20 protein-coding genes, 11 tRNA genes, 1 rRNA gene, 1 pseudogene, 1 riboswitch and 1 other annotated feature are annotated in these 24495 nt (G+C 46.8%); of the genes and pseudogenes, 29 read left to right on the forward strand and 4 right to left on the reverse strand.

Features of this window, described 5'->3' with window-relative positions:
• The first annotated feature begins 80 nt into the window (after positions 1-80).
• The 13 genes from rrf (at position 81) to ACYVR3_RS07605 (ending at position 1907) form a co-directional block, all read left to right on the forward strand.
• Positions 81-197 (forward strand): 5S ribosomal RNA (gene rrf, locus ACYVR3_RS07545).
• Positions 198-290: 93 nt separating this feature from the next.
• Positions 291-382: transfer RNA gene (locus ACYVR3_RS07550), tRNA-Ser, on the forward strand.
• 17 nt (positions 383-399) lie between these two features.
• Positions 400-471 (forward strand) — tRNA-Glu (locus tag ACYVR3_RS07555).
• Positions 472-513: 42 nt separating this feature from the next.
• Positions 514-586, forward strand: a tRNA-Val gene (locus ACYVR3_RS07560).
• Positions 587-591: 5 nt separating this feature from the next.
• A tRNA-Asp gene (locus tag ACYVR3_RS07565) sits at positions 592-665 on the forward strand.
• 33 nt (positions 666-698) lie between these two features.
• Positions 699-771: transfer RNA gene (locus ACYVR3_RS07570), tRNA-Phe, on the forward strand.
• A gap of 4 nt (positions 772-775) precedes the next feature.
• Positions 776-861 (forward strand) — tRNA-Tyr (locus ACYVR3_RS07575).
• 1 nt (position 862) lies between these two features.
• A tRNA-Trp gene (locus ACYVR3_RS07580) sits at positions 863-933 on the forward strand.
• Positions 934-948: 15 nt separating this feature from the next.
• A tRNA-His gene (locus tag ACYVR3_RS07585) sits at positions 949-1023 on the forward strand.
• Positions 1024-1032: 9 nt separating this feature from the next.
• Positions 1033-1104: transfer RNA gene (locus tag ACYVR3_RS07590), tRNA-Gln, on the forward strand.
• Between the two features lie 28 nt (positions 1105-1132).
• Positions 1133-1203: transfer RNA gene (locus ACYVR3_RS07595), tRNA-Cys, on the forward strand.
• Positions 1204-1243: 40 nt separating this feature from the next.
• Positions 1244-1328, forward strand: a tRNA-Leu gene (locus ACYVR3_RS07600).
• A gap of 168 nt (positions 1329-1496) precedes the next feature.
• Positions 1497-1907, forward strand: a complete 411-nt coding sequence (locus ACYVR3_RS07605; RefSeq protein WP_461243749.1) for a hypothetical protein — start codon at positions 1497-1499, stop codon at positions 1905-1907.
• A 42-nt stretch (positions 1908-1949) separates the two neighbouring features.
• Here ACYVR3_RS07605 and ACYVR3_RS07610 read toward each other — a convergent pair whose 3' ends face one another.
• Positions 1950-2294 (reverse strand): hypothetical protein, encoded by a 345-nt coding sequence (locus ACYVR3_RS07610; RefSeq protein ID WP_461243750.1) that lies wholly within the window; start codon positions 2292-2294, stop codon positions 1950-1952.
• Positions 2295-2437: 143 nt separating this feature from the next.
• The gene (locus tag ACYVR3_RS07615) at positions 2438-3160 is read right to left on the reverse strand and encodes a hypothetical protein (protein WP_461243751.1); all 723 of its coding nucleotides are present in this window, start codon (positions 3158-3160) and stop codon (positions 2438-2440) included.
• Positions 3161-3268: 108 nt separating this feature from the next.
• A riboswitch (SMK box riboswitch) is annotated at positions 3269-3358 on the forward strand.
• On the opposite strand from ACYVR3_RS07615, the gene metK reads away from it, so the two are divergent.
• The 15 genes from metK (at position 3356) to purD (ending at position 21215) form a co-directional block, all read left to right on the forward strand.
• On the forward strand, positions 3356-4546 hold the full coding sequence (metK, locus tag ACYVR3_RS07620; RefSeq protein WP_461243752.1) for a methionine adenosyltransferase: 1191 nt from the start codon (positions 3356-3358) through the stop codon (positions 4544-4546). (Overlaps the previous riboswitch by 3 nt.)
• A gap of 127 nt (positions 4547-4673) precedes the next feature.
• Entirely contained in the window at positions 4674-6143 is a 1470-nt protein-coding gene (locus tag ACYVR3_RS07625; protein ID WP_461243753.1) for an MDR family MFS transporter, read from the forward strand.
• 85 nt (positions 6144-6228) lie between these two features.
• Positions 6229-6537, forward strand: a complete 309-nt coding sequence (locus tag ACYVR3_RS07630; protein WP_082405168.1) for a DUF960 domain-containing protein — start codon at positions 6229-6231, stop codon at positions 6535-6537.
• An 81-nt stretch (positions 6538-6618) separates the two neighbouring features.
• Positions 6619-6826, forward strand: a binding site (T-box leader).
• Positions 6827-6897: 71 nt separating this feature from the next.
• Positions 6898-9321 carry a leucine--tRNA ligase gene (gene leuS, locus ACYVR3_RS07635; RefSeq protein ID WP_461243754.1) on the forward strand — a complete coding sequence of 808 codons (2424 nt, stop codon included), beginning with the start codon at positions 6898-6900 and terminating at the stop codon, positions 9319-9321.
• A 507-nt stretch (positions 9322-9828) separates the two neighbouring features.
• Positions 9829-10311: a 5-(carboxyamino)imidazole ribonucleotide mutase gene (gene purE, locus ACYVR3_RS07640; RefSeq protein ID WP_054737061.1), complete on the forward strand. Its 483-nt coding sequence runs from the start codon at positions 9829-9831 to the stop codon at positions 10309-10311.
• On the forward strand, positions 10295-11416 hold the full coding sequence (gene purK / locus ACYVR3_RS07645; protein WP_461243755.1) for a 5-(carboxyamino)imidazole ribonucleotide synthase: 1122 nt from the start codon (positions 10295-10297) through the stop codon (positions 11414-11416). Before purE ends, purK begins: the two co-directional genes overlap by 17 nt.
• A gap of 28 nt (positions 11417-11444) precedes the next feature.
• A complete protein-coding gene (purC, locus tag ACYVR3_RS07650) occupies positions 11445-12155 on the forward strand; it encodes a phosphoribosylaminoimidazolesuccinocarboxamide synthase (protein ID WP_461243756.1) in 711 nt (236 codons plus the stop codon).
• Positions 12156-12167: 12 nt separating this feature from the next.
• A complete protein-coding gene (gene purS, locus ACYVR3_RS07655; protein WP_461243757.1) occupies positions 12168-12425 on the forward strand; it encodes a phosphoribosylformylglycinamidine synthase subunit PurS in 258 nt (85 codons plus the stop codon).
• Positions 12422-13093, forward strand: a complete 672-nt coding sequence (gene purQ / locus ACYVR3_RS07660) for a phosphoribosylformylglycinamidine synthase subunit PurQ (RefSeq protein WP_461243758.1) — start codon at positions 12422-12424, stop codon at positions 13091-13093. The genes purS and purQ overlap by 4 nt, the downstream gene beginning before the upstream one ends.
• A 4-nt stretch (positions 13094-13097) precedes the next feature.
• The gene (gene purL / locus ACYVR3_RS07665) at positions 13098-15314 is read left to right on the forward strand and encodes a phosphoribosylformylglycinamidine synthase subunit PurL (protein WP_461243759.1); all 2217 of its coding nucleotides are present in this window, start codon (positions 13098-13100) and stop codon (positions 15312-15314) included.
• Entirely contained in the window at positions 15299-16753 is a 1455-nt protein-coding gene (purF, locus tag ACYVR3_RS07670; RefSeq protein ID WP_461243760.1) for an amidophosphoribosyltransferase, read from the forward strand. Before purL ends, purF begins: the two co-directional genes overlap by 16 nt.
• 1 nt (position 16754) lies before the next feature.
• Positions 16755-17792, forward strand: a complete 1038-nt coding sequence (gene purM / locus ACYVR3_RS07675; RefSeq protein ID WP_461243761.1) for a phosphoribosylformylglycinamidine cyclo-ligase — start codon at positions 16755-16757, stop codon at positions 17790-17792.
• A complete protein-coding gene (gene purN, locus ACYVR3_RS07680) occupies positions 17788-18351 on the forward strand; it encodes a phosphoribosylglycinamide formyltransferase (protein ID WP_461243766.1) in 564 nt (187 codons plus the stop codon). The genes purM and purN overlap by 5 nt, the downstream gene beginning before the upstream one ends.
• Positions 18352-19881 carry a bifunctional phosphoribosylaminoimidazolecarboxamide formyltransferase/IMP cyclohydrolase gene (purH, locus tag ACYVR3_RS07685; protein WP_461243762.1) on the forward strand — a complete coding sequence of 510 codons (1530 nt, stop codon included), beginning with the start codon at positions 18352-18354 and terminating at the stop codon, positions 19879-19881.
• Between the two features lie 83 nt (positions 19882-19964).
• Positions 19965-21215 carry a phosphoribosylamine--glycine ligase gene (purD, locus tag ACYVR3_RS07690; protein WP_461243763.1) on the forward strand — a complete coding sequence of 417 codons (1251 nt, stop codon included), beginning with the start codon at positions 19965-19967 and terminating at the stop codon, positions 21213-21215.
• 79 nt (positions 21216-21294) lie between these two features.
• Here the strand turns inward: purD and ACYVR3_RS07695 are convergent, their stop codons facing one another.
• Complete coding sequence (locus ACYVR3_RS07695) at positions 21295-22194, reverse strand: alpha/beta hydrolase (RefSeq protein ID WP_461243764.1); 900 nt, start codon at positions 22192-22194, stop codon at positions 21295-21297.
• A gap of 284 nt (positions 22195-22478) precedes the next feature.
• Between ACYVR3_RS07695 and ACYVR3_RS07700 the strand changes: the two genes are divergently transcribed.
• Entirely contained in the window at positions 22479-24146 is a 1668-nt protein-coding gene (locus ACYVR3_RS07700) for a putative polysaccharide biosynthesis protein (protein ID WP_461243765.1), read from the forward strand.
• A gap of 223 nt (positions 24147-24369) precedes the next feature.
• Here the strand turns inward: ACYVR3_RS07700 and ACYVR3_RS07705 are convergent.
• Positions 24370-24495, reverse strand: a pseudogene (locus ACYVR3_RS07705) (NAD(P)H-hydrate dehydratase); the annotation flags it as partial.

The following is a 24495-nucleotide window of genomic DNA, read 5'->3' on the forward strand; positions in this document are numbered from 1 at the left end:
CGAGGACTTAACCACGTAAGTGGTGTTCATCGGTAAGAAAATTGATATTAGCTAGTTTTGAGAGCACCAGTTCTCAATAGTGTGGTGGCGATAGCCTGAAGGATACACCTGTTCCCATGCCGAACACAGAAGTTAAGCTTCAGCACGCCGAGAGTAGTTGGGGGATCGCCCCCTGCAAGGGTAGGACGTTGCCACGCGAATCATGTTTCATCCGACAAGCTCTGTTGTTGGGGCAACTGAATGTTAATCAGACTGCCGTTGATGACGCGTTCATCTGTCGGAGATTAATTGGAGAGTTGTCCGAGCTGGCCGAAGGAGCACCACTGGAAATGGTGTAAACGGGTAAAAGCCTGTTTCGAGGGTTCGAATCCCTCACTCTCCGTTCAACAACTTTTATATGACCCGTTGGTCAAGCGGTTAAGACACCGCCCTTTCACGGCGGTAACATGGGTTCGAGTCCCATACGGGTCATTTGGTCGTTAAGATCAAAATTTAATAACACCTTATCATCTTGGAGGATTAGCTCAGTTGGGAGAGCGTCTGCCTTACAAGCAGAGGGTCACAGGTTCGAGCCCTGTATCCTCCATTGATGGTCCGTTGGTCTAGCTGGTTAGGACGCCTGCCTGTCACGCAGGAGATCACGAGTTCGAGTCTCGTACGGACCGTTGTTAATTGAATATTAACATGATGCAACATATGGCTCGGTAGCTCAGTTGGTAGAGCAACGGATTGAAGCTCCGTGTGTCGGCGGTTCGATTCCGTCCCGCGCCATTATGGTTGGGTAGCGAAGTCTGGCTAAACGCGGCGGACTGTAAATCCGCTCCTTCGGGTTCGGTGGTTCGAATCCACTCCCAACCACCATAGGGATATAGTATAATGGTAGTACATCGGTCTCCAAAACCGCTAGTGCGGGTTCAACTCCTGCTATCCCTGTTTAATAATATGATGGCGGTATTGGTGAAGTTTGGTTAACACACCGGATTGTGGTTCCGGCACGCGTGGGTTCGAGTCCCACATACCGCCCTTGATGATTGGGTTATAGCCAAGTGGTAAGGCAACGGACTTTGACTTCGTCATGCGCTGGTTCGAATCCAGCTAACCCAGTTGGGGAGCCCAGTGCATCAGATATGGTGGCGGTATAGCCAAGTGGTAAGGCAGAGGTCTGCAAAACCTTCATCGTCGGTTCGAATCCGATTACCGCCTTTCCCGTTAAGGGATTGGCAAATATTATTAAATTAAACATGCCGGAGTGGCGGAACTGGCAGACGCGCTGGACTCAAAATCCAGTGTCCGTTGAGGACGTGTGGGTTCGAACCCCACCTCCGGTATAATAGAATTGTGAGAACTCGAAGTTAAATTCGGGTTCTTTTTTTATTGTTTTTTAAGTTGTCTATACCAATAAACCGTGATATACTTTGCGTACAATCAAGTTGTGAAGTTATTAATTAGGTATATTAAGGGAAAACATGGGAATTAATAATAGGAGGTTATGATCAATGCTGTTCAGTGAACCGACACTGGCGGAACTGATGACGACTTATCTTAATTTACTAGAAAATAGTCGTCGATTTTTAAAGCCGGACAATCAACTCGAAATCATATTACAAATTACGGACGACACAACCGGTGCGAAAATTGAGGTTCGTAATGAACAATTGAAGCAAGTTAGTCGACTACGAATTCGAAACGGGACTGCCGGGGTAACTGTTAATTATCATGGTACCTCATGGCAAACGTATCGTGGTTTTACAATTCAAAACCATAAATTTAAACCTAAATTTTTTAGAGGCTATGTTGGTACTGAAAAAATGGATCAAAATCGCTTTACGAAACATTTGGCGACTGCATTACATCCACTGCTGCGGCCTAAATTAAATTGCGTTGTCTTTCCGAATCGATTTGTGTAATTCAAAAAGACCGGTTTCAAAACGACTGTTTTGAACCGGTCTTTAATGTTGCAACGTATCCAGAATCTGATGATAAATTGCTGTTGGATTAGCATGAAGCAGATCTTGATGATTAACACCTAGCACGTTTGACTGTTGCGTCTGTTGCTTATCAAATGCTTTTAAGATTTGGTTATCAACGACGTAAAGGTCATCGGTAGTTGGCACATCACTGAGCTGAAATGCGTGTTCTGGACTCACCGTTGATTTAATATGGTGAGTTGCTAGCCAACTTGCAAGTCGGTCACAGAAGTTAGCAACGAGGGCACTGTCAACAACTGGGTTACCAGTTAGTGAGGGCTGATAGTTACCAAAGCGAATGTCGCCAACAACTTTAATATTTGCCAAAATGAAACGCCTCCTAGTTCAGGTTATGATAAACATATCATACGTCAATAATGAAGTTAGAACGCTGAATCTAAGGAGACTTTAGAAACTTTTAATGAGAATTGTCTGAAATTTTGAGTTTAGTCAAATTAATTGTACTTAGTTTAGTGACAAATTAAGAGAATGACTAGGGTGAGAATTGCGCCGGTCGTCAAATTTCTAGCAGTTGAGGGTCGTAAGCGACGACTGACGGCTAACCAGATTACCATGAGTAAAATGGTAACAACGCTACTAAGCCACGACTGGTGACGAAGGAGCAATGTGCCAACACTCAAAACAAGTAACACTAGCGGAAACCATAGTCGTTGTAACTGAGTCGGGCTTGTTAAAAAGAAGTTGAGTAGGAATAATGGCAGCAATAATGTAATGAGTAGGGTGGTTGATAGGTAGTCATGCGTCAACGTGAAATAACTGGCGGCAATTCCAGCGAGCAACATTGAAGTTGCAAACGTGCCCCACTCATTGGCTAGAATTTGAGGAAAGTACCACATCAGACCCAAAATGAGGATGAACGCAATATTTAATATCGTTACCAACCCATCTGAAATGGTGGCTGAAACGAGGATCATAATCACCGTTGCGGCCAGACAGAGTTTCGTGGTTAAACTTTTACGGTACTGCGGACTCAGAATTAAAAATAAACAACTTAATAGAAGCGTTGTTGTTAAATAAAGCAAGATAACTGGCCCTAATTGAGGTGTCCGGTACGCTTGAAAGGATGTCGCACGGACATAGCTGAAAAGACCAATGGTGTCACAGATACCAAAAAATAATGCTTGTAACACTTGGCGGTGACGGACGATAGCGGTTTCTAAGTTAGTTAGCATAGGTTTTAGTTCCTTTTTAGTAATAGCTTAATCGTAAACATTTTTCTTGGGCGGGTCAACGAAAAATGACCTTGCCATGTCAAATTACTCAAAATTGTGATAGACTAGTAAAGTTATGAGTCTTCATTCCCGATAGGATTCACTAGCTCTAGTGAAGATGCCTTGTAACCGAAAAACGAATTGGGGGAATTTTTTATGCAAGAGAAACATTTGTTTACGTCGGAATCTGTCTCAGAGGGTCATCCAGACAAAATCGCTGATCAAATTAGCGATGCTATCTTAGATGCCATGTTGGCACAGGATCCGGATGCTCGGGTTGCCTGTGAAACATCAGTCACGACCGGGTTAGTTTTAGTATTTGGTGAAATTTCGACCAGTGCTTACGTGGATATTCAACACGTTGTTCGTGAAACCATTAAGGAAATTGGTTACACGGATGGTAAGTACGGGTTTGACGGTGACAACTGTGCCGTTCTTGTCGCAATTGACGAACAATCACCTGATATTGCGCAAGGGGTCGATGAAGCCTTGGAAAACCGCGAAGGCGATACGGATCCACTGGATCAAATCGGTGCCGGTGACCAAGGGTTGATGTTCGGCTACGCCATTGACGAAACGCCAGAACTGATGCCACTAGCAATTTCACTTTCACACCAGTTGATGCGTCGAATCGCTAAGGTGCGTAAGGAAAACATCCTCGACTACCTCGGCCCAGATGCTAAGGCTGAAGTGACGGTCGAATACGATGATGCGGGTAAGCCACAACGCGTTGATACGATTGTGATTAGTACCCAACATGCCGAACGGGCAACGTTGGATCAAATTCGCAAAGACGTGATTGCTCAGGTCATTAAACCAGTTATTCCAGCTGATTTATTAGATGATCAGACGCGTTACTTGATCAACCCAACTGGCCGATTTGTCATCGGGGGTCCTCAAGGGGACGCTGGTTTGACTGGTCGGAAGGTCATCGTTGATACCTATGGTGGTTATGCGCACCATGGTGGTGGGGCCTTCTCTGGGAAGGATGCCACTAAGGTTGACCGTTCCGCAAGTTACGCAGCTCGCTACATTGCCAAAAACATCGTTGCTGCCGGATTAGCACACCAAGTTGAAGTGCAACTGGCCTACGCAATCGGGGTTGCGCAACCCGTTTCAGTTTCCGTTAACACGTTTGGTACCAGTGATGTTGCTGAAAGTGATTTAACGGCGGCAGTTCGCAAGGTCTTCGATCTACGTCCAGCTGGGATTATTCAGATGCTTGATTTGAAGCGGCCAATTTACAAACAAACCGCTGCTTACGGGCATTTTGGTCGGACTGATATCGACTTACCTTGGGAACACACGGACAAGGTTGATGAGTTAACTTCAGCCTTGAACCGGTAATTATTGAATTAAATTTGATTTAAGCATAACGATCAACTTTTATAGCTGGTCGTTATTTTTGTGGCGGGAGCAATTGGCTCTCAATCTGCGTTGGGGGTGCGGGCCAACGCAAAGCGAGGAATAGAAAATGAAGTCAAATACAACCAATGTGCCGCTGGTAACAATTGCCATTTTTATTGCGACGTTTATGTCTGCCATTGAGGGGACAATCGTGTCAACCGCAATGCCAACAATTGTGGGGGATCTTCACGGTGTCGTACTGATGAACTGGGTATTCTCCATCTTTTTGCTGACAAACGCGATTGCGACCCCGATTTACGGCAAACTATCCGACATGTTCGGCCGAAAGCGCCTGTTTTTAACTGGTTTGGCGATTTTTATTATCGGCTCGACGTTATCTGGACTGGCACAGAATATGACCGAACTTATTATTTGGCGCGCAGTTCAAGGTATCGGTGCTGGCTCCATCATGCCAATTTCGTTTACGATCATTGCCGATATCTATCCGTTTGAAAAACGAGCGCGGGTGATGGGCTTTAATGGATCGGCCTGGGGAATTGCGTCAATCGTTGCCCCGTTGTTAGGGGGCTTTATCGTTGACCAACTGACTTGGCACTGGATCTTTTTTATCAATATTCCGGTGGGGCTATTGGCAATGGTCATGATTGGCGTTTGTTTGAAGGAAACCAAGCGAACGAGTCATCAACCACTGGACCTTTTAGGAAGTTTATTACTTTCTGTTGGTCTCCTGGCGTTGATGTACGGGTTTCAAGTCATGGGTGAAACCCAACTTAATTGGCCAATTTTAATCGTGAGTTTCTTAGTGTCAATTGGCGGTTTTGGCCTATTTATCCGTCACGAAGGTCGAACGGTGAACCCAATTATTCCGCTAGGGCTGTTTAAACAGCGAACCTTCGTTACCCAAAACTTAGTAGCTGCGCTTATTAGCGGTTTTTTGATGGGCTTTGAAGTTTACCTCCCAACTTGGACGCAGGGGTTACTTGGCTTACCAGCCTCACTGGCTGGGTTTGCAATTACGCCCAGCTCGCTGATGTGGATCGTGGGGTCGTTCGTTGCCGGGAAACTGCTACTCGTCACAACGCCAAAGCGAATCATTGAATTGAGTTTAAGCTTCATCTTAGTCGGCGGACTAGCAATGGCGCTTGTTCCAGAATCGACCCCGTTTGCGTGGTTTTTCCTGATTGCCGCAATTTGTGGGACTGGCTTTGGGATTACGATCACAACTACGACCGTGACGGTTCAAAGTCAAGTCGAACCCAAGGATGTTGGGGTTGCTACATCGTTAAATACCTTAAGTCGAACACTTGGCCAGACTGTCATGATTGCGGTATTTGGGATCGTCATGAACGTTCAAATGGTGCGTGGCGTGACTCGGCATGCTGGGACAACGCTTGACATGATGAATAAACTGATCAATCCGCAAACCGCCACGGAACTACCAGCTAAACTGTTAGCGCCATTGCGAGAGATTTTATACAGTGGCCTGCACTGGATTTTCATCATCGGCGTCGGTTTAATTTTATTAGCTTACGTCATCAATGGTCTTGATCGGTCACACCCTAAGGCAATTGACTAACTTTTTGAGCCGAAAGCCAGCGCAATGTGCTGAAGTGCGATATACTAAGCATTACGATATCTAACAGGAAAGTGAGACGATCAATGTGTTTGAAAGTAGTCGTCCTAGATTTGCTAGCTTCGGCATCGTAAGTGCGTTGCCAGGTGAAATCATCGACCAGGTCTGGTATATTATTGATAATAATTTAAAAGGAATGTTTCGATTAGACGAAATCATTGGATTTAACCTCGTAACGAACGATGGCCGCTTGCGGTTTGACTTTTTACAAGGTAACGAAGTGGTGGCCAGTTTTGATACGCCATTCCCCGCAAGCTCGGATTATCCGGCGGCTTTGTGGGCGTATGATGATGGCAGTAATCAAATCATTATGTTGCCGAAAGAACCACTTGGTTAAACTTCAGAATGAATCTGAGTTTAATCTGAGACCTATTGCAATTTCGGTCAACGTTTGGTAGCATAAAGACATTCGAATCTATTAAGGACTGATGAGGACTAATAGATGTTTTACCCCGTTAAGAAAGCGAATGGTTGCTGTGAATTCGCCGGGAAAGACGTCGAACTCGTCTCGGAGTTTTTTTAACTGAATCAAAGTAAGTTAAAACGCGAATGCCGCGTTATGGCATAACAAAGCGCCCGTGTTGTACGGGAATGTTAGGTGGTACCGCGGATATTCCGTCCTACAAGAAACTGAGTGGTTTCTTGTAGGCTTTTTTAGTTTTCAGATAGTTTTAATTCAGAAAGGGAGCGTGTTGGTTTGGCTTATAATCACAGTATTATTGAACGCAAATGGCAACACTATTGGAAAGAAAATAAAACCTTTAAAACGGCTGATGACAGTGCAAAACCTAAGTTTTATGCACTAGATATGTTCCCATATCCATCAGGACAGGGGTTACACGTTGGACACCCTGAAGGTTATACTGCAACGGACATTGTTGCGCGGATGAAACGGATGCAAGGCTTTAACGTTTTGCACCCAATGGGCTGGGATGCCTTTGGTTTACCTGCAGAACAATATGCGCTGAAGACCGGTCATAACCCAAAGGACTTCACTGCCCAAAACGTGAAGAACTTCAAACGTCAGATTCGCTCACTGGGCTTCTCATACGATTGGGATCGTGAAATTAACACAACTGACCCAACTTATTACAAGTGGACCCAATGGATCTTCGAACAACTTTACAAGCGTGGGTTAGCTTACGAAGACAAGATCATGGTTAACTGGGCCCCTGACTTTATGGGCGGGACCGTTGTGGCTAACGAAGAAGTTATCGATGGTAAGACTGAACGTGGTGGGTACCCCGTATACCGGGTACCAATGCGCCAATGGGTTTTGCGGATCACGGCTTACGCTGACCGCTTGATCGATGACTTGGATGACCTTGATTGGCCTGAAAGCATTAAGGAACAACAACGTAACTGGATCGGTCGTTCAACTGGTGCCAGTGTATTCTTTAAGGTTGCGGGTCAAGAAGACAAGCAGGTCGAAGTTTACACGACTCGTCCTGACACGTTGTTTGGTGCCTCATACATGGTCTTGGCGCCAGAGCACGACCTTGTTGACCAAATTACGACGCCAGAACACGCTGACGAAGTAGCCGCCTACAAGAAGGCAATCGAGAGTCGTTCCGACCTTGAACGGACTGACTTGAACAAGGATAAGACTGGGGTATTTACCGGTGCTTACGGTATCAACCCAATCAACGGTGAAAAACTGCCAATCTGGATCGGCGACTACGTCTTAGCCTCATACGGGACTGGGGCAATCATGGCTGTGCCAGCGCATGATGACCGGGACTACGAATTTGCTAAAAAGTTTGATTTGCCAATCAAGCAAGTCATCGAAGGCGGTAACGTTGACGAAGCAGCCTTCACTGAAGATGGCCCACACGTGAACTCTGGCTTCTTGAACGGTATGGATAAAGCAACTGCCATTGATGCCGCTATTGATTGGTTGGAAGAACACGATGCTGGTCACAAGAAGGTCAACTACCGCTTGCGTGACTGGATCTTCTCACGGCAACGGTACTGGGGTGAACCAATTCCAGTGATCCATTGGGAAGATGGCGAAACCACATTAATTCCTGAAGATGAATTGCCATTGCGCCTGCCTAAGGCCAAGCAATTGGAACCATCTGGAACTGGTGAAAGTCCATTAGCTAACCTAGACGACTGGGTCAACGTGGTTGACGAAAACGGTCGTAAAGGGAAGCGTGAAACTAACACCATGCCACAATGGGCTGGGAGCTCATGGTACTTCTTGCGTTACGTGGATCCACACAACGACAAGGCTGTAGCAGACCCAGAGAAGTTGAAATACTGGATGCCCGTTGACTTGTACGTTGGTGGTGCGGAACATGCCGTTTTGCATTTGTTATACGCTCGGTTCTGGCACAAGTTCTTGTACGATATCGGGGTTGTACCTACCAAAGAACCATTCCAAAAGCTAGTTAACCAAGGGATGATTTTGGGGACTAACCACGAAAAGATGTCCAAGTCAAAGGGGAACGTTATCAACCCTGACGAAATTGTCGATCAGTATGGTGCCGATACCTTGCGGGTCTACGAAATGTTCATGGGGCCATTGGATGCTGCCAAGCCTTGGAGTACTGAAGGAATTGCCGGTGCCCACCGTTGGTTGGATCGGGTATGGCGCTTGATTATCGATGATAACAACCACTTGCGTGATCGAGTAACGACGATCAACGACGGTAAGTTAGACTTGATCTACAACCAAACCGTTAAGACCGTTACCGAAGATATGCAGGCGCTTCGCTTTAACGTTGCCATCTCACAAATGATGGTCTTTGTTAACGAAGCCTTTAAGGCCGATAGCTTACCATTGGTTTACATGGAAGGCTTAGTGAAGATGCTGTCACCAATCGCACCACACATTACGGAAGAACTCTGGGCTTTGATGGGTCACGATAAGACCATCACCTACGCTAAGTGGCCAACTTACGACGAATCCAAGCTTGTTGTGGACGAAGTCGAACTGGCTGTCCAAGTGAACGGGAAAGTTCGGGCGCACGTCACTGTGGCTGCGGATGCTGAACAAGACATGATTAAGGAAGCTGCTTTGGCGGATGAAGTTGTTAAGACTTACACCGAAGGGCATGAACTTAAGAAGGTCATTGTTGTGCCTAAGAAGATCGTCAACATTGTTGTTGGCAAATAGTTTTTAATTGAATCTATGAAATCGGAAAACGTCGATGGCTGTTGCTGTCGGCGTTTTTTTGTTGCTGTCGCCTTGCAGGCAGCTCTCAGTCTCGCGCAGCACGACTCGACGAAGTCAGAAGCCTATCTGGCCATTCGGCGTGGTGGCCAGAAAGCGCGTGGTTGACAAGCTCCAGTCACTTCAGGAGTCCCGGAAATTACAGTTTAAGCGACGCCGAATTTTGTAGCCCGAGAGCGCCGGTTTTCCTGCGGCTTTGGCGAGCGAAGCGATGACAAACAGCCAACACCCAAAGCGCACCCAACACTTACGCTGGACACAAACAACAGACTGATTAGCCAAACAAACCAAGCTGTAAAACGACGCGACACCAATTAGAAATAATTGATAAAACGTTTCACTAAAACCGAACGATGAATATATCATTGGTAAAATAGTTCGAGATTTGTATTGACAGTTTTAAATTGAGTTGGTACGCTAGGGGTACTAAAAGCGAAGGAGATTTTGAAGATGCAAGTTGCGCTTGTAATGGGATCAATTTCTGATTGGCCGACTGTCAAACAGACGGCTGATTTGCTTACCGAATTACATGTTAGTTACGATACTCACGTTATTTCTGCTCACCGAATGCCACAGGAACTTCAACAGTTTGGTGAATCTGCAAAAGCCGAACAATATCAGACGATCATTGCGGCTGCTGGTGGGGCAGCTCATCTGCCAGGAATGTTAGCAGCCAATACAACGGTTCCCGTTATCGGGGTGCCCGTTCAATCCCACGCATTAAACGGGATGGATTCGTTGCTCTCAATCGTTCAGATGCCGGCGGGTGTGCCAGTTGGGACAATGGCGATTGGCAACGCGGGTGCTAAGAACGCCGCGTTATTTGCCGCAGAAATCATTGCACTTCAAGATTCAGACGTCGATCAACAATTACAGGCCTACCGCAAGCGACAGACAGAGGAGGCCATTGAGAGTAATGCGCAATTACACTAAACCCATTTTGCCGCCATCAACAATTGGCATTATCGGCGGCGGACAGCTGGGTCAGATGATGGCACTATCCGCTAAGGCGATGGGCTATCAAGTCGGGGTGTTGGATCCAACACCTAACGCACCGGCTGGGCAAGTCGCTGATTTTCAACTCACCGCTGATTACGATGATCAAGCAGCATTAACCGAACTAGCACGTCGAAGCGATGTGTTGACTTACGAATTTGAAAACGTCGATCAAGCTAGTTTGAGTCAGGTCGCTGAGTTAACTCAGATTCCGCAGGGAATTGAGTTGCTCGCAATCACCAGTCATCGACTTCGAGAAAAAGAGTTTTGCCGACAACATCAACTACCGGTTACCCCATACGCTTCCGTTAAATCAATGGCCGACTTACAAGCGGCCATTAACGACATCGGGCAACCTGGCTTACTCAAGACGGTTGAAGGTGGTTATGATGGCCACGGTCAATTCGACATCAATGACAAAACCGATTGGGCTAAGATTGAAGCTGAAATTAATCAAACCGAGTGGATTTATGAATTACGACAGTCGTTCGTTAAAGAACTTTCCGTCATGGTGACTCGAGATGGACGAGATCACGTCATCACATTTCCGGTGAGTGAAAACATTCATCAACACCACATTCTTCATACCAGCATTGTCCCAGCTCGAATTGATGATTCGGTTCGTCAGGCGGCGGATCAAATTGCGCGTCAAACAGCTGAAGCATTGCAACTTCGAGGGGTGTTAGGCATCGAACTTTTTGAGCTAGATGATGGCCGCCTCATGATCAACGAATTGGCACCACGGCCACATAACTCAGGGCACTATTCAATTGAGGCTTGCAACGTTTCTCAGTTTGATGCACATATCCGTAGTATTTGCGGCTTACCGATTCCAGCGATTAAGCAGTTTGAGCCAGCCGTCATGGTGAACTTACTTGGTGACGCGTTGGTGGCTGGTCGTGATGATTGGGCGCAACATCCAGAATGGCACCTGCACGACTACGGGAAAGCTGAGATTCGACCTGGCCGAAAGATGGGGCATATCACCGTTACCGGTAGTAACATTGAATCGTTGTTAGCATCTGTGAATCAGTTTAGATAATGAGATAATCAGAAGGGATCTGAAGAGATTGGCAACATTGATTAATGAAGGTAAAGCAAAGCAGTTATTTGAAACAGACGATGAAAATGTGATTCGGGTACATTATTTGAACCAAGCAACTGCACTAAACGGTAAGCGGAAAGAACACGTTGATGATAAGGGTATCGTCAACAACCAAATTGATTGTTTAATCTACAATTATCTTGGTCAACAGGGGATTCCAACCCACTTCATTAAACAGTTATCTGAGAGTGATCAATTAGTGAAAAAGATGACGATGTTGCCACTAGAAGTTGTGATTCGAAATCGCGCTTCAGGTAGTTTCCAACGAAAATTTGATACAGAATATTTAGCAAGCTTTGACGAACCTGTTCAAGAATTCTTTTATAAGAGTGATCGACTAGATGATCCATTTATCAACGATTCTCAGATTCACGCCCTCAAAATTGCCACTAAGGATCAACTTAAGTTAGTCCGGGAACAAGCGCTTAAAGTTAACGATGCACTTCAGGCGTTATTTGATAAAGCCGGGATTACGTTAGTCGACTTTAAACTTGAATTTGGCTTTGATGCTGATGGCAACTTAATTCTCGGTGATGAAATTTCACCTGATTCATGTCGATTAGTTGATGCCAAGACTCATGATTCATTGGATAAGGACGTTTTCCGGAAACATACCGGCGACGTTATGACTGGTTATCGTACCGTTCTCGCACGTTTACAAACGGCCGTTCAATAGGAGGTTTTTCAAATGTATCTTGCCCAAATTCACGTCACTTACAAGCCCTCGATTCTTGACCCACAAGGGGTTGCGATTAAAGACGCCATGCACCGGTTAGATTTTGACACCGTAACGGCTGTGACTCAAGGAAAATACTTTGAAGTCACCTTGTCCGCTGATTCAGCTGCGGATGCCGAAACTGAGATTGAAGCCATTTGTGATCGACTTTTAGCCAATCCCAACATGGAAACCTACCGTTATGATGTAAAGGAGTTGGCTAATCAATGAAATTTGCAGTGGTGAGCTTTCCTGGATCAAACTGTGATGAAGATTTGTACTACGCCATCGTTGATGCGCTACACGAAGAGGCAACCATCGTTCCCCATACGGCAACCGATTTAAGCGGGTTCGACGCCGTTTTGGTACCAGGCGGTTTCTCATACGGTGATTATCTCCGAACGGGCGCGATTGCTAAATTTGCGCCGGTCATGACGGAAGTGAAACGATTAGCTGCCGAGGGATTTCCAGTATTGGGCATTTGCAACGGGTTCCAGATTTTAACCGAAGCTGGCCTGCTTCCCGGCACCCTCCAACATAACCGCAACATGCAGTTTATTTGTGAACCAGAACCACTGATCGTTGAAAATAACCAAACGGCCTTTACCAACCAGTTCGAAGCTGGTGCCCAAATTACGTTACCAATCGCGCACGGCGAAGGAAACTACTATTGTGATGATGCAATGTTAGCCCAATTAAAAGCCAATCATCAAATCGCATTCACGTACGGTGCTAACCCTAATGGGAGTGTCGCTGACATTGCCGGAATCACCAACGAAGCGGGTAACGTACTCGGTATGATGCCACACCCTGAACGTGCGGTAGAAGCTATTTTAGGTGGTCGTGATGGCCTGGGCGTCTTTGAATCTCTTCGACAAGCAAATGCAAGGACGGTGTAAATTAATGCAACAATTACGAACGGAACCAACGCCAGAACAAATTCGGGAACAAAAGCCATACGAAGCATGGGGATTATCAGAACAAGAGTACGACTACATTGCGGATAAATTACTAGGTCGCTTACCAAACTATACTGAAACCGGCTTGTTTGCGGTGATGTGGAGTGAACACTGTTCGTACAAGAATTCGAAACCATTCCTACGTAAGTTCTGGAATGACGGTAGTCGTGTGATCCAAGGGCCGGGCGAAGGCGCCGGCGTTTTGGATATTGGCGATGGTCAAGCGGTCGTTTTTAAAGCAGAGAGTCATAATCACCCAAGTTTTGTGGAACCCTATGAAGGCGCCGCTACCGGTGTTGGCGGCATCATTCGCGATATTTTCTCAATGGGTGCCAAGCCAATCGCTTCGTTAGATAGTCTTCGCTTCGGTGAACTAACGGATCCTAAGAACCGCTACTTGTTAAGCGAAATCGTCTCCGGTATCGCGGCTTATGGGAACTGTATTGGGATTCCAACCGTTGGTGGTGAGATTGCGTTTGACGATGTGTATCACGGTAATCCACTGGTTAACGTGATGTGCGTTGGCCTGATGGACCAAGCAGATTTAAAGAAGGGCCGGGCAACTGGTTCTGGCAACAGCATCATCTACGTTGGTGCCAAAACTGGTCGTGATGGTATTCACGGTGCCACTTTTGCCTCTAACGAATTTAGTGAAGAAAAAGAAGCTGATCGTTCTGCCGTTCAAGTTGGTGATCCGTTTATGGAAAAATTGTTAACGGATGCTTGTCTAGAGATTATCCACGATCACTCTGACATCTTAATGGGTATTCAAGACATGGGTGCCGCTGGGTTAGTCTCATCTTCCGCTGAAATGGCGGCCAAAGCTAAGTTTGGGGTCACCATGGATCTGGACAAGGTCCCACAACGTGAAACTGGAATGAGTGCTTACGAAATCATGTTGTCTGAATCGCAAGAGCGGATGTTGCTTTGCGTGAAAAAGGGTGAGGAACAAACGGTTCTTGACATCTTCGATCGCTACGAACTTGACGCTGTGGTCGTTGGCCACGTGACGGAAGATCGTCAGTATCGCCTGTATCAACATGGTGAACTCGTGACCGATGTTCCAGTGACCACCTTAGTTGATGACGTGGTTGAACACGAACAACCTAGTGAAAAGCCAAAGCGGTTGTTAAAGCCGGTGACAGCATTTGTACCGGAAATTTCTGATCCTCAAGCAACCTTAACTGCTTTGTTGGCTCAACCAACGATTGCATCAAAGCAGTCTGTGTTCCGGCAGTATGATTCACAAGTGCAAGCGAACACGGCAGTTACTCCTGGGAGCGATGCGGCAGTTGTTCGGGTTCGGCATACGCGTAAGGCGCTTGCCATGACAACTGATTGTAATGGTCGCTACATTTACCTCGATCCATACGTTGGCGGTCAAATTGCTGTTAGTGAAGCCGCTCGAAACATCGTTGCTAGTGGTGGCATTCCAATCGGAATTACCGACTGCTTAAACTTCGGGAGTCCCGATGATCCTGAAAGTATCTGGGAATTAGATCAATCCGTTCAAGGGATTGCCAACGCCTGCCAACAATTTGATACGCCAGTTATTTCCGGGAATGTGTCAATGTATAACGAAACTGATGGTCAAGCCATTTACCCAACCCCAATGATTGGGATGGTGGGCTTAATTGAAGATATTGATCAAATTACGACCCAAGACTTTAAACAAGCTGGTGATTTGGTTTACGTCATTGGTGAAACTGGTGATGATTTCAGTGGTTCCGAGTTGCAAAAGATGCAAGTTGGTGACTTATCTGGTGCACTTAACTTTGATCTTGCAACGGAAGCTGCTCATCAAACGTTGGTTCAACAAGCCATCAAGCGCGGCTTGCTGAATAGTGCGCACGACTTGAGTGAAGGTGGTCTCGGTGTTGCGCTTGCAGAATCGCTCTTTGGTCAAACACTTGGTTTAACCGGGACAACAACGTTGCTTAACCGCCAATTATTTGCTGAAACGCAGTCTCGTTTCGTGGTCAGTGTCGCACCGGCCAACCAAGCTGCATTTGAACAATTAGCTGGCGAACAAGCAACTCGTTTAGGTACAACCACCAGTCAACCAGAACTCAACATCCAGACGGCAGATGGGCAGTTAGTGGCTGATGTGGCAGCTTTGAAAGCTACGTACGGAGGTGCGTTGGATTGTTTAATGAAGTAAAAGGCCTCAATGAAGAATGTGGGTTATTCGGTGTTTGGGGGAGTCCCAACGCTGCCCAACTTACCTACGATGGCTTGCATAGTCTGCAACATCGAGGGCAAGAGGGCGCGGGTATCGTGAGTAACGATCAAGGCACCTTCCACCGACACCGTGGGTTAGGCTTGTTAGGCGAAGTTTTCAGTCGTGATCCCGAAGCACTTCACCAACTGACAGGTGACGCCGCCATTGGCCACGTTCGCTATGCGACCGCTGGTAATCACGGCGTTGAAAACATTCAACCAATGCAATTCGACCATCCAGAAGTTGGCGAATTTGCGCTTGCCCATAACGGTAATCTCACCAATGCCAACCAGATTCGTCAAGAACTGCTGGCGAAGGGTGTCACTTTTCAAGCTACTTCCGACAGTGAATTACTGGGAGAGTTGATTCAAACTAGTAACGAACCGAGTTTTGCGGGTCAGTTAATTGCCGCTCTTAACCATGTGCACGGTGGGTTTGCATACTTACTGATGACGCCCAATGCCATGATTGCTGCCCTTGATCCAAACGGGTTTCGACCACTTGTCATTGGTGAATTACCAGATGGTGGCACTGTGATCTGTAGTGAGACCTGTGCCTTAGATCAAGTTGGCGCATCCTTCGTTCGGGATGTAGAACCCGGTGAAATTATCATTGTGAATAATGATGGGATGAGCATTCAACATTTTACGACTGATACACATCTGGCAATTTGTTCGATGGAGTACATTTATTTTGCGCGACCAGATTCCATTATTCGTGGCATTAGCGTTCATGATGCTCGGAAGCGGATGGGGGCCAAAGTTGCCCAAGAGCATCCGGTTAAAGCGGATGTCGTGATTGGCGTTCCGAACTCCTCGCTTTCAGCGGCGATTGGTTACGCCCAAGCCAGCGGTATCCATTACGACATGGGGATGATCAAGAATCAGTACGTTGCGCGAACCTTTATTGAACCCACTCAAGCGAAACGTGACCGAGGCGTCTCAATGAAACTTTCAGTTGTGAAATCGGTGGTTGCGGGCAAAGACGTTGTTTTAGTCGATGATTCCATCGTACGGGGAACGACAAGTAAGTACATTGTGCGCTTACTGAAGCGCGCTGGTGCTAAATCGGTTCACGTTCGAATTGCATCACCGGTACTTAAATTTCCTTGTTACTATGGCATTGATATTCAAACAACGAAAGAACTGATTGGCGCCAACAACACGGTCGATGAGATTCGGGACCTGATTGAGGCTGATTCATTAGCCTATCTCAGTGTCGATGGTTTGGTTGAATCGATTGGCGCGTTGAACGATAGTGCCAATCATGGCCTATGTACCGCATATTTTGATGGCAACTATCCAACCCCACTCTATGATTATCAAGCCGGATTTGATGCTGAAGTCACTCGATTAGGATTGTACGAAGGAGCGAATTAAGTTGGCAAGTCGATACGAAGAAGCCGGTGTCAACATCCATGCTGGCGAAACAGCGGTTCAAGATATTAAGGAAATTGTGAATCAAACCCACGACGAAAACGTCCTGCATGGATTAGGCGGTTTTGGCGCTGAATATGAATTAACCGGGTTAATGGGCCAATACCAACAACCTGTCCTGATTTCTGGAACGGACGGCGTTGGGACGAAACTGATGTTAGCGATTGCGGCCAACAAGCATGAGACCATTGGCATCGACCTTGTCGCCATGTGCGCTAACGATGTGTTAGCGCAAGGGGCAAAACCGCTATTTTTCTTAGACTACTTAGGTCTTGGTAGTTTGGATCCACAGCGGGTCACAACAGTTGTCAAAGGTATTGCTGAAGGCTGTCGCCAAGCGGGACTTTCCCTAATTGGTGGTGAAATGGCTGAGATGCCGGGTATCTACAAGAATGACGATTATGATTTGAGTGGGTTCGCGGTTGGTTTGGCCGATAAAGCTGCCCTATTAGGCGCCAAAAAAGTAAAGGCTGGTGATGTGCTAATTGGCTTATCATCCAGCGGTATTCATTCCAACGGATATTCACTTGTTCGGAAAATTGTTGCTGACGCGAAGCTTGATCTGAACCACACGTACCCAACCTTAACCCAACCCTTAATTGACGAGTTACTGACCCCAACAACGCTGTACTATCACAGTGTTTATCCACTTGTGCAAGCCGGACGACTTCACGCCGCGGCGAATATCACCGGTGGCGGCCTAGCAGATAACTTAGGTCGCATGATTCCGGATGAATTGACTGCTGAAATCGATGCTACTAGCTGGCAAGTACCAGCAATCTTTAATTTTTTACAGGAACAGGGGCAAATTTCGGAAGCCGAGATGCGTCAAGTCTTCAACATGGGTATCGGGATGGTCTTAGTGGCCCCAGCGACCGAAGTTGAACAAGTCACAACGACGTTAACGCAACAAACAACGCCATTCCAAGTTATCGGTAAGGTGGTGAACCGGCGTGAGAAACCAGTCGAATACGCAAATTAAGCGGGCAGCGGTATTTGCTTCCGGTAACGGGACTAACTTTGAGGCATTGATCAACGCTAGTTTACCAATCGAGATTGCGGTCGTGGTTTGCGATCATGCGGATGCACGAGTTGTTCAGCGGGCTGCCGAGCACAACATTCCAGTCGTGCTGTCCGAAGTTCATCGTGGTGTTAGTAAGGTTCAACGAGAACAGCAACTTTTAAATGATTTAGTACCTTATAAAGTCGACTTTTTATTACTTGCAGGGTACATGCGAATCGTTGGTAAAACGTTGTTGGCGGCCTTTCCACGGAAAATTATTAATATTCATCCAGCGCTATTACCATCATTTCCAGGTCGTCACGGCATCGATGATGCGTATGCGGCTGGGGTCAAAGTAACCGGGGTCACGATTCACTTTGTTGATGATGGTGTTGACACTGGTGAAATTATCGAACAGGCGCCCGTTCATCGAGACGAAGATGACACGCTTGAGTCGTTAGAAGCAAAGATTCACGCTGTTGAACACGAGTTATATCCAAATACCGTTCGTTATTTAATTGAAAAAGGAGTGCTTTAATTGGCTAAATTAGCATTGTTGAGTGTTTCTAATAAAACAGGGATCGTTGAATTTGCATCACAGTTAACTGACCGTGGCTTTAAGGTGATTTCCACTGGCGGTACGCTGAAAACGCTGTTGGATGCAGGCGTTGCTGCAACTGCTGTTGAAGATGTAACTGGTTTTCCAGAAATGCTGGATGGCCGGGTCAAAACGTTACATCCACGCATTCACGCGGGTATTTTGGCTAAACGCGACGATCCGGAACACATGGCGAAATTAGCGGAACACCACATTGATCCAATTGATGTCATCTGTGTTAATTTGTATCCATTTAAAGAAACGATTCAAAAGGACGGTGTAACGGATGCCGAAGCCATCGAACAAATTGATATTGGCGGCCCATCGATGCTTCGGGCAGCTGCTAAAAACTTCCGGGATGTAACGGTCATTACGGATCAGGCCGATTACGCATCATTTATCGAAAAATTTGATAATGGCACTGCGGATGAAGCATATCGCCGCGAATTATCAGCCAAAGTCTTTCGTCAGACGGCTGCTTACGATGCGTTGATCGCCAGTTACATGACCACCGAAGAGTTTCCAGAAAAGTTAACGTTGACTTACGAAAAAGTCGAAGATATGCGTTATGGTGAAAACAGTCACCAAAAGGCCGCCTACTATAAGGAACCAATTCCAGATACGTATTCACTGGCTAATGCGACTCAGTTACACGGGAAGGCATTATCTTACAATAACCTTCGGGACGCGGATGCTGCTTTGCGGATGATTGCTGATTTTGACAAACCAGCGGTAGTTGCATTGAAGCACATGAATCCGTGTGGCATTGGCGTGAGTGATTCGCTGTTGTCAGCATGGAATCTAGCCTACGAATCTGACCCAATTTCAATTTTTGGCGGGATTATCGCCTTGAACCGGAAAGTCGATTTGGCCACCGCTGAGAAAATGCACGCCCTGTTCTTGGAAATCATCATTGCACCAGCCTTTGATGATGATGCTTACGCTGTTTTGGCGAAGAAGAAGAACCTGCGTTTGTTGACACTCGACTTTGGTAAAGTAAAGGCAGATCACAAGGATACGGTCACGGTTTTGGGTGGGGCACTGTATCAAGAAGCGGATACGGCTCACGAAACAATTTCAGACTTTAAAGTGGTTTCTGAAACTCAGCCAACCGAGGCTCAATTAGCAGCGTTAGAATTCGGTCAAACCGTTGTTAAACATGTGAAGAGTAACGCTATCGTCGTCACAACTGATCACCAAACGCTTGGGGTTGGTGCCGGTCAGATGAACCGAATCGATTCGGTTAAGATTGCAATCGATAAAGCGAAGGACAAACCGGGCTTTGCGGATGCCATCGTTGCTTCCGATGCATTCTTCCCAATGGATGATTGCGTTGAGTTTGCGGCTCAAAACGGTATCAAGGCAGTTGTTGAACCTGGTGGCAGTATCAAGGATCAGCAATCAATCGACAAAGCGAACGAATATGGGATTGCCCTCGTCTTCACGGGCGTCCGTCACTTCAAACACTAAACAGGCACCTTTGAAAACACCGGGGATCATTTTAGGAGACTGGGTGTTTTCGTGTACATACATTTAATGAAAGAGGGATCGACATGGAAAAATGGTTAGTGATTGGTAGCGGTGGTCGGGAATATGTAATAGCGCAAACTTTGGCTAAAAAGGCGGCCCGACAGGTCTACGTCGCACCCGGTAATCCAATGATGGCAAAAATGGACCGGGTGATTCCGGTTAAAATTGATGAACTCGATTTCAAAGCATTGGCTGATTTTGCCGAACAACAAGACGTTGTCTGTACGGTCGTTGGTCCCGAACAACCACTTTCTCGGGGTATCGTTGACGCATTTCAAGAACGCCAACTACGTGTGTTCGGCCCGCAGCAAGCAGCGGCTCAGTTAGAGTCCTCTAAAACGTTCGCCAAGCGCATTATGGCTGATAGTGGGGTGCCAACAGCCGCCTATCAAGAGTTTACTGATGCGGATAAAGCATTACGTTACGTCACCCAGCAACCGGCACCGTTAGTGATCAAGGCAGATGGATTAGCCGCCGGCAAAGGGGTTATCATTGCGAAAACGCAATCGGAGGCGGTGCAAGCCGTTAAGCAACTTATGGCTGGTGATCAGACAAAGTTATTAATTGAAGATTACCTCGACGGCGAAGAATTCTCACTGTTTGCGATGGTGAATGGCACCGAATTTATGACGTTACCGGTTGCTCAAGATCATAAACGGTTGAGTGATGGTGACGCGGGACCTAACACCGGTGGAATGGGGGCCTATAGTCCAGTTCCTCAAATCACGGCAGACATTGAACAAGTTGCCATTGATACGGTGATTCGGCCGGTATTAAAGGGCTTAGTTGCCAACGGCACGCCGTTTTCAGGATTTCTATATGCTGGTCTGATTCGAACGGCTCAAGGGATCAAAGTGATTGAATTTAACGTGCGGATGGGTGATCCTGAAACCCAAGTTGTGATGCCACAACTTGAAAGCGACCTTGGTGAGCTGATTTTGGGACTGTTGGCTGGTGAAACACCAGTCGCAAAATGGCAACAGGGCCAATACTACCTTGGTGCAGTCGTTGCCTCTCGGGATTATCCTCGGTCAGTGGTGAACGGCCGACCATTGCCACAGTTTGATGATCCACAACTGCTGATTAGCTATGCGGGTGTGGCAACCAAAAACAGTCAGGTTGTCAGCCATGGCGGCCGGGTTTTGATGGTAACTGCTAAAGCAGCGGATTTGAAGACGGCACAGCAGCAAGTTAATCAAACACTGGATCGGGTGGTTGATGCGAGTGCCTATACGTTTAGACATGACATTGGCTTTCATGCGATTGAACAATAACTGAACAGATGCTAAAAGGCGCGCGCTTGATAAATTCCAATTAGGAATCATCAAGCGCGCGTCTTGGGTTGTTGAACGATTATTTGCCCCACAAGAAGTTGATCAAAGTACGATTAACGGTCAAATTATGTTGGTGTAACTTACTATGCTGAGCGGTTGGACCGGTGACCCGGTATTCTCGATAAGCGGCAACTCGATTACGTAATAGGTAGCCGAGTGAACGGGCGGACGGCATCGTAACGACACCATCCGAATGAGACCCATCGTTTAAGTCACCGTAAATGTTAAGCACTTTAGCTTGTTTTGGGAATCGATCACGAAGTTTTAAGAGTAACTTGTACTCTGGCCGGATGATTTTAGGCATCCCGTTTTTAAGGAGTCGATTCTCATTCGGATGATCATCCCAAAGCTTACTTAACGGTAGCGTCAGTGGCTGATTAAGCTTGTGGTTATTGATGATGCCGTCATACGGCCCCGCAATCAATACGGCCCGGTTTAGCTTTGGATAGGCCTTTTGGTTGCTAACATCCATGTTGTAATAAGTCCACGCATAAGCACCCATGGAGTGACCCACGGCGTTATAGTGCGTGACGCCATATTCGGTTTTTAAGCGGCGCATGATTGTTTTTAGCCAGGCAGCATCTTGCAGTTCACCAGCCCGGTTATTATTAAAAATGACTTCAATGATTGGGTTTTTTTGACGATGGTTGAGGTGGCCTTTGATTTTTAACGTGCCATCCGCTCGAACCCGGATCGTCATCTTGTGTTTGGCAACGTGCAGGTCTTCAGCAGAATCGACCATAAGTTGCTCAGAGGCCTTGCCACCGGTCCAACCGTGCACGAAAATGGTTGGCGTACTGGAAAATTGGTAGTGCCGCTTGACGTAGCGTTGCTGGGCAACTTGTGCCACGCGAACCCCGATCAACAGCCCAACTACCAACGTCACAATGACGGCCAGTAGTAGCTTTTTACTTTTCAAGGATAATCCTCCTTAGTTCGAAACGATTAGCTATTATTATAACAGAGTTTCCATCGTGGATTAGAAAACTAAGGCGATAATCCGGAGTTTTAGGGATTCTTAACTAAGTGTCACGTGGGAGTGGCCAAATTCAATCAGTCAACTAAGAATTAAACACTGAGCTAATCCCCGTCAATTAACGGCCAATGGAAGGTTAAACTTTGCTAAAATGGATTGCGTGACTTCTGGAAACAGATTAAAATAATAGGGACTTAAATGACGCGTAACGAAAGCAGGGTTTTTGAATGACGGAGATGTCTAAAAAGGATGACACCTTGACCCCGACAACTGATGCACAGGATCAGATGGTTCGGGGGTCGGCTTGGATGACGGCCGGCAGTATTTTTTCTAGAATTTTAGGGGCAATTTACATTATCCCGTGGGGCATTTGGTTTGGCAGTTACTTTTTTCAGGGGAATGCGCTCTATGGTAAGGGGTACAACATCTATAGTTTCTTCTTGATTGCCGCGATTGCGGGGATTCCATCCGCGATTGCCAAGCAAGTTGCCCACTACAACGCGATGAACGAGTACGGGGTCGGCTTCCGGCTTTACAAGCACGGGTTTGTGCTGGCTGCCATCACAGGCATTGTTTGTGCGGCGTTGCTTTACTTTGGCGCACCGCTTTTCGATGGTGGCGATGCCCGAGTAGTTCCCGTGTTACATTCGTTAGCCTGGGCGGTGCTGATCATTCCAGTGATGAGTTTATCACGAGGCTTTTTTCAGGGATATCAACAAATGGCGCCCTCGGCAATTTCTCAATTCGTGGAGCAGTTAGCCCGAGTCTTGTACATGCTGGGTTCGGCGTTTATCATCATGCGAGTGTTGCATGGGAGTTGTTGGATCACGGCGGTCTCACAGTCGACCTTTGCGGCGTGTGTGGGTGCAATTGCCGGGATTTTGACCCTTGTCTGGTACTACCTTAAAAATCGGCCAACGTTTCAAAACTTGGTTGCTAATAGCGAAAATCAAATTGTAGTACCGGCCAAACAGCTCTATCACGAAATTTTACAACAAGCGTTACCGTTTATCGTGTTGGGCGCGGGCATTACGATTTTTCAACTGATTGATCAATTTACCTTCTTTAAAATCATGCGCACAACTGGCGTGACGAACGAAACGGTGCTTAATGATTTGTTTGCGATGTTTAGCGTGAACGCCAACAAGTTGATTATGATCACGGTGTCGCTGTCGTCAGCGTTGGCCATTACGGCGGTGCCCTTACTCTCTGAGGCCTTTACGCGGGGAGATAAGCGCGATTTAAGTAAGCAGATCACCAATGCGGTGCTGTTGTTTGAATTTGTGATGATTCCCAGTGCACTTGGGATGGCGGCTATTGCGCATCCGTTGAACATCGTGTTCTACGGTGTGTCTCACAAAGCGCTCGCGACTGCAGTTCTGGCGTTCTCTTCGTTTGTGTCGATCATGCTGGGTTTGTTTAGCGTGACTTCGGCAATCATGCAAGGCGTATCGCAAAATAAGCGGGCAGTGCGCTACTTTGCGGTTGGAACAATCGTCAAATTAGCGCTCCAATGGCCTTGTGTGCACTATATGGGCGTGTTTGGACCGTTGGTTGCCACGATGATTGGCTTCGTTGTGGCGAACGTTTTAATCGTTAGTTGGCTAAACCAAGCGTTCGGGGTCGATTATCAGGGCATCGCAAAGAAAACCAACGGCATCTTGAGCTTTTCACTGATTATGTGTCTGCTGGCTAACGTGATCGTTCGACTGGTAAGTAGTGGCTTAGGCCATATCATGACGGTCGATTCTCGAGTGGGCAGTCTCATCATCGTCATCCTAGCAGTCGGCATTGCCGGTTACGTGTACGTCTACTTCGTACTCAAAACCCGGTTAGCCGATACGGTGCTGGGGGAACGGACGGCTCGGTTGAGGCGGTTGTTGAGGATTAAGTAGAGAGAGTGTGGAACAGGGCGGTTAGAGACTGGAGCCTAAGCCACTTCCAGCAGAAACCCCGGTTTTTGGGGTTTGTGCTGGAAGTGGCTTAGGTGCAAGTCTCTGCCCTGTGGAACACGTTTAGTCTCGAGGACAGCAACGAACTAACCTCTAAAAAAACATCAAAAAACGCGCTTGAAAGCCTTCCAAAAAAGGTTTCCAAGCGCGTTTTAAATCTCAACAACTATCCCAACGCCTGATGCCGTTTCATAAATCGCGGTAACTCATGCATAATCTGAGTCGGCAACACCACATACTGCTGTTCGGCCAATTCATCCGCAATCCGACTATGGGCGTAAACTGCCGCCAA

It is taken from the genome of Secundilactobacillus muriivasis (assembly GCF_054785195.1).

Excerpts from the sequence above, each read along its gene's own strand:
- ACYVR3_RS07605 (WP_461243749.1), top strand. The coding sequence starts at position 1,497 with ATGCTGTTCAGTGAACCGACACTGGCGGAACTGATGACGACTTATCTT.
- ACYVR3_RS07615 (WP_461243751.1), bottom strand. The coding sequence starts at position 3,160 with ATGCTAACTAACTTAGAAACCGCTATCGTCCGTCACCGCCAAGTGTTA.
- metK (WP_461243752.1), top strand. The coding sequence starts at position 3,356 with ATGCAAGAGAAACATTTGTTTACGTCGGAATCTGTCTCAGAGGGTCAT.
- ACYVR3_RS07625 (WP_461243753.1), top strand. The coding sequence starts at position 4,674 with ATGAAGTCAAATACAACCAATGTGCCGCTGGTAACAATTGCCATTTTT.
- purE (WP_054737061.1), top strand. The coding sequence starts at position 9,829 with ATGCAAGTTGCGCTTGTAATGGGATCAATTTCTGATTGGCCGACTGTC.
- purK (WP_461243755.1), top strand. The coding sequence starts at position 10,295 with ATGCGCAATTACACTAAACCCATTTTGCCGCCATCAACAATTGGCATT.
- purS (WP_461243757.1), top strand. The coding sequence starts at position 12,168 with ATGTATCTTGCCCAAATTCACGTCACTTACAAGCCCTCGATTCTTGAC.
- purQ (WP_461243758.1), top strand. The coding sequence starts at position 12,422 with ATGAAATTTGCAGTGGTGAGCTTTCCTGGATCAAACTGTGATGAAGAT.
- purL (WP_461243759.1), top strand. The coding sequence starts at position 13,098 with ATGCAACAATTACGAACGGAACCAACGCCAGAACAAATTCGGGAACAA.
- purD (WP_461243763.1), top strand. The coding sequence starts at position 19,965 with ATGGAAAAATGGTTAGTGATTGGTAGCGGTGGTCGGGAATATGTAATA.
- ACYVR3_RS07700 (WP_461243765.1), top strand. The coding sequence starts at position 22,479 with ATGACGGAGATGTCTAAAAAGGATGACACCTTGACCCCGACAACTGAT.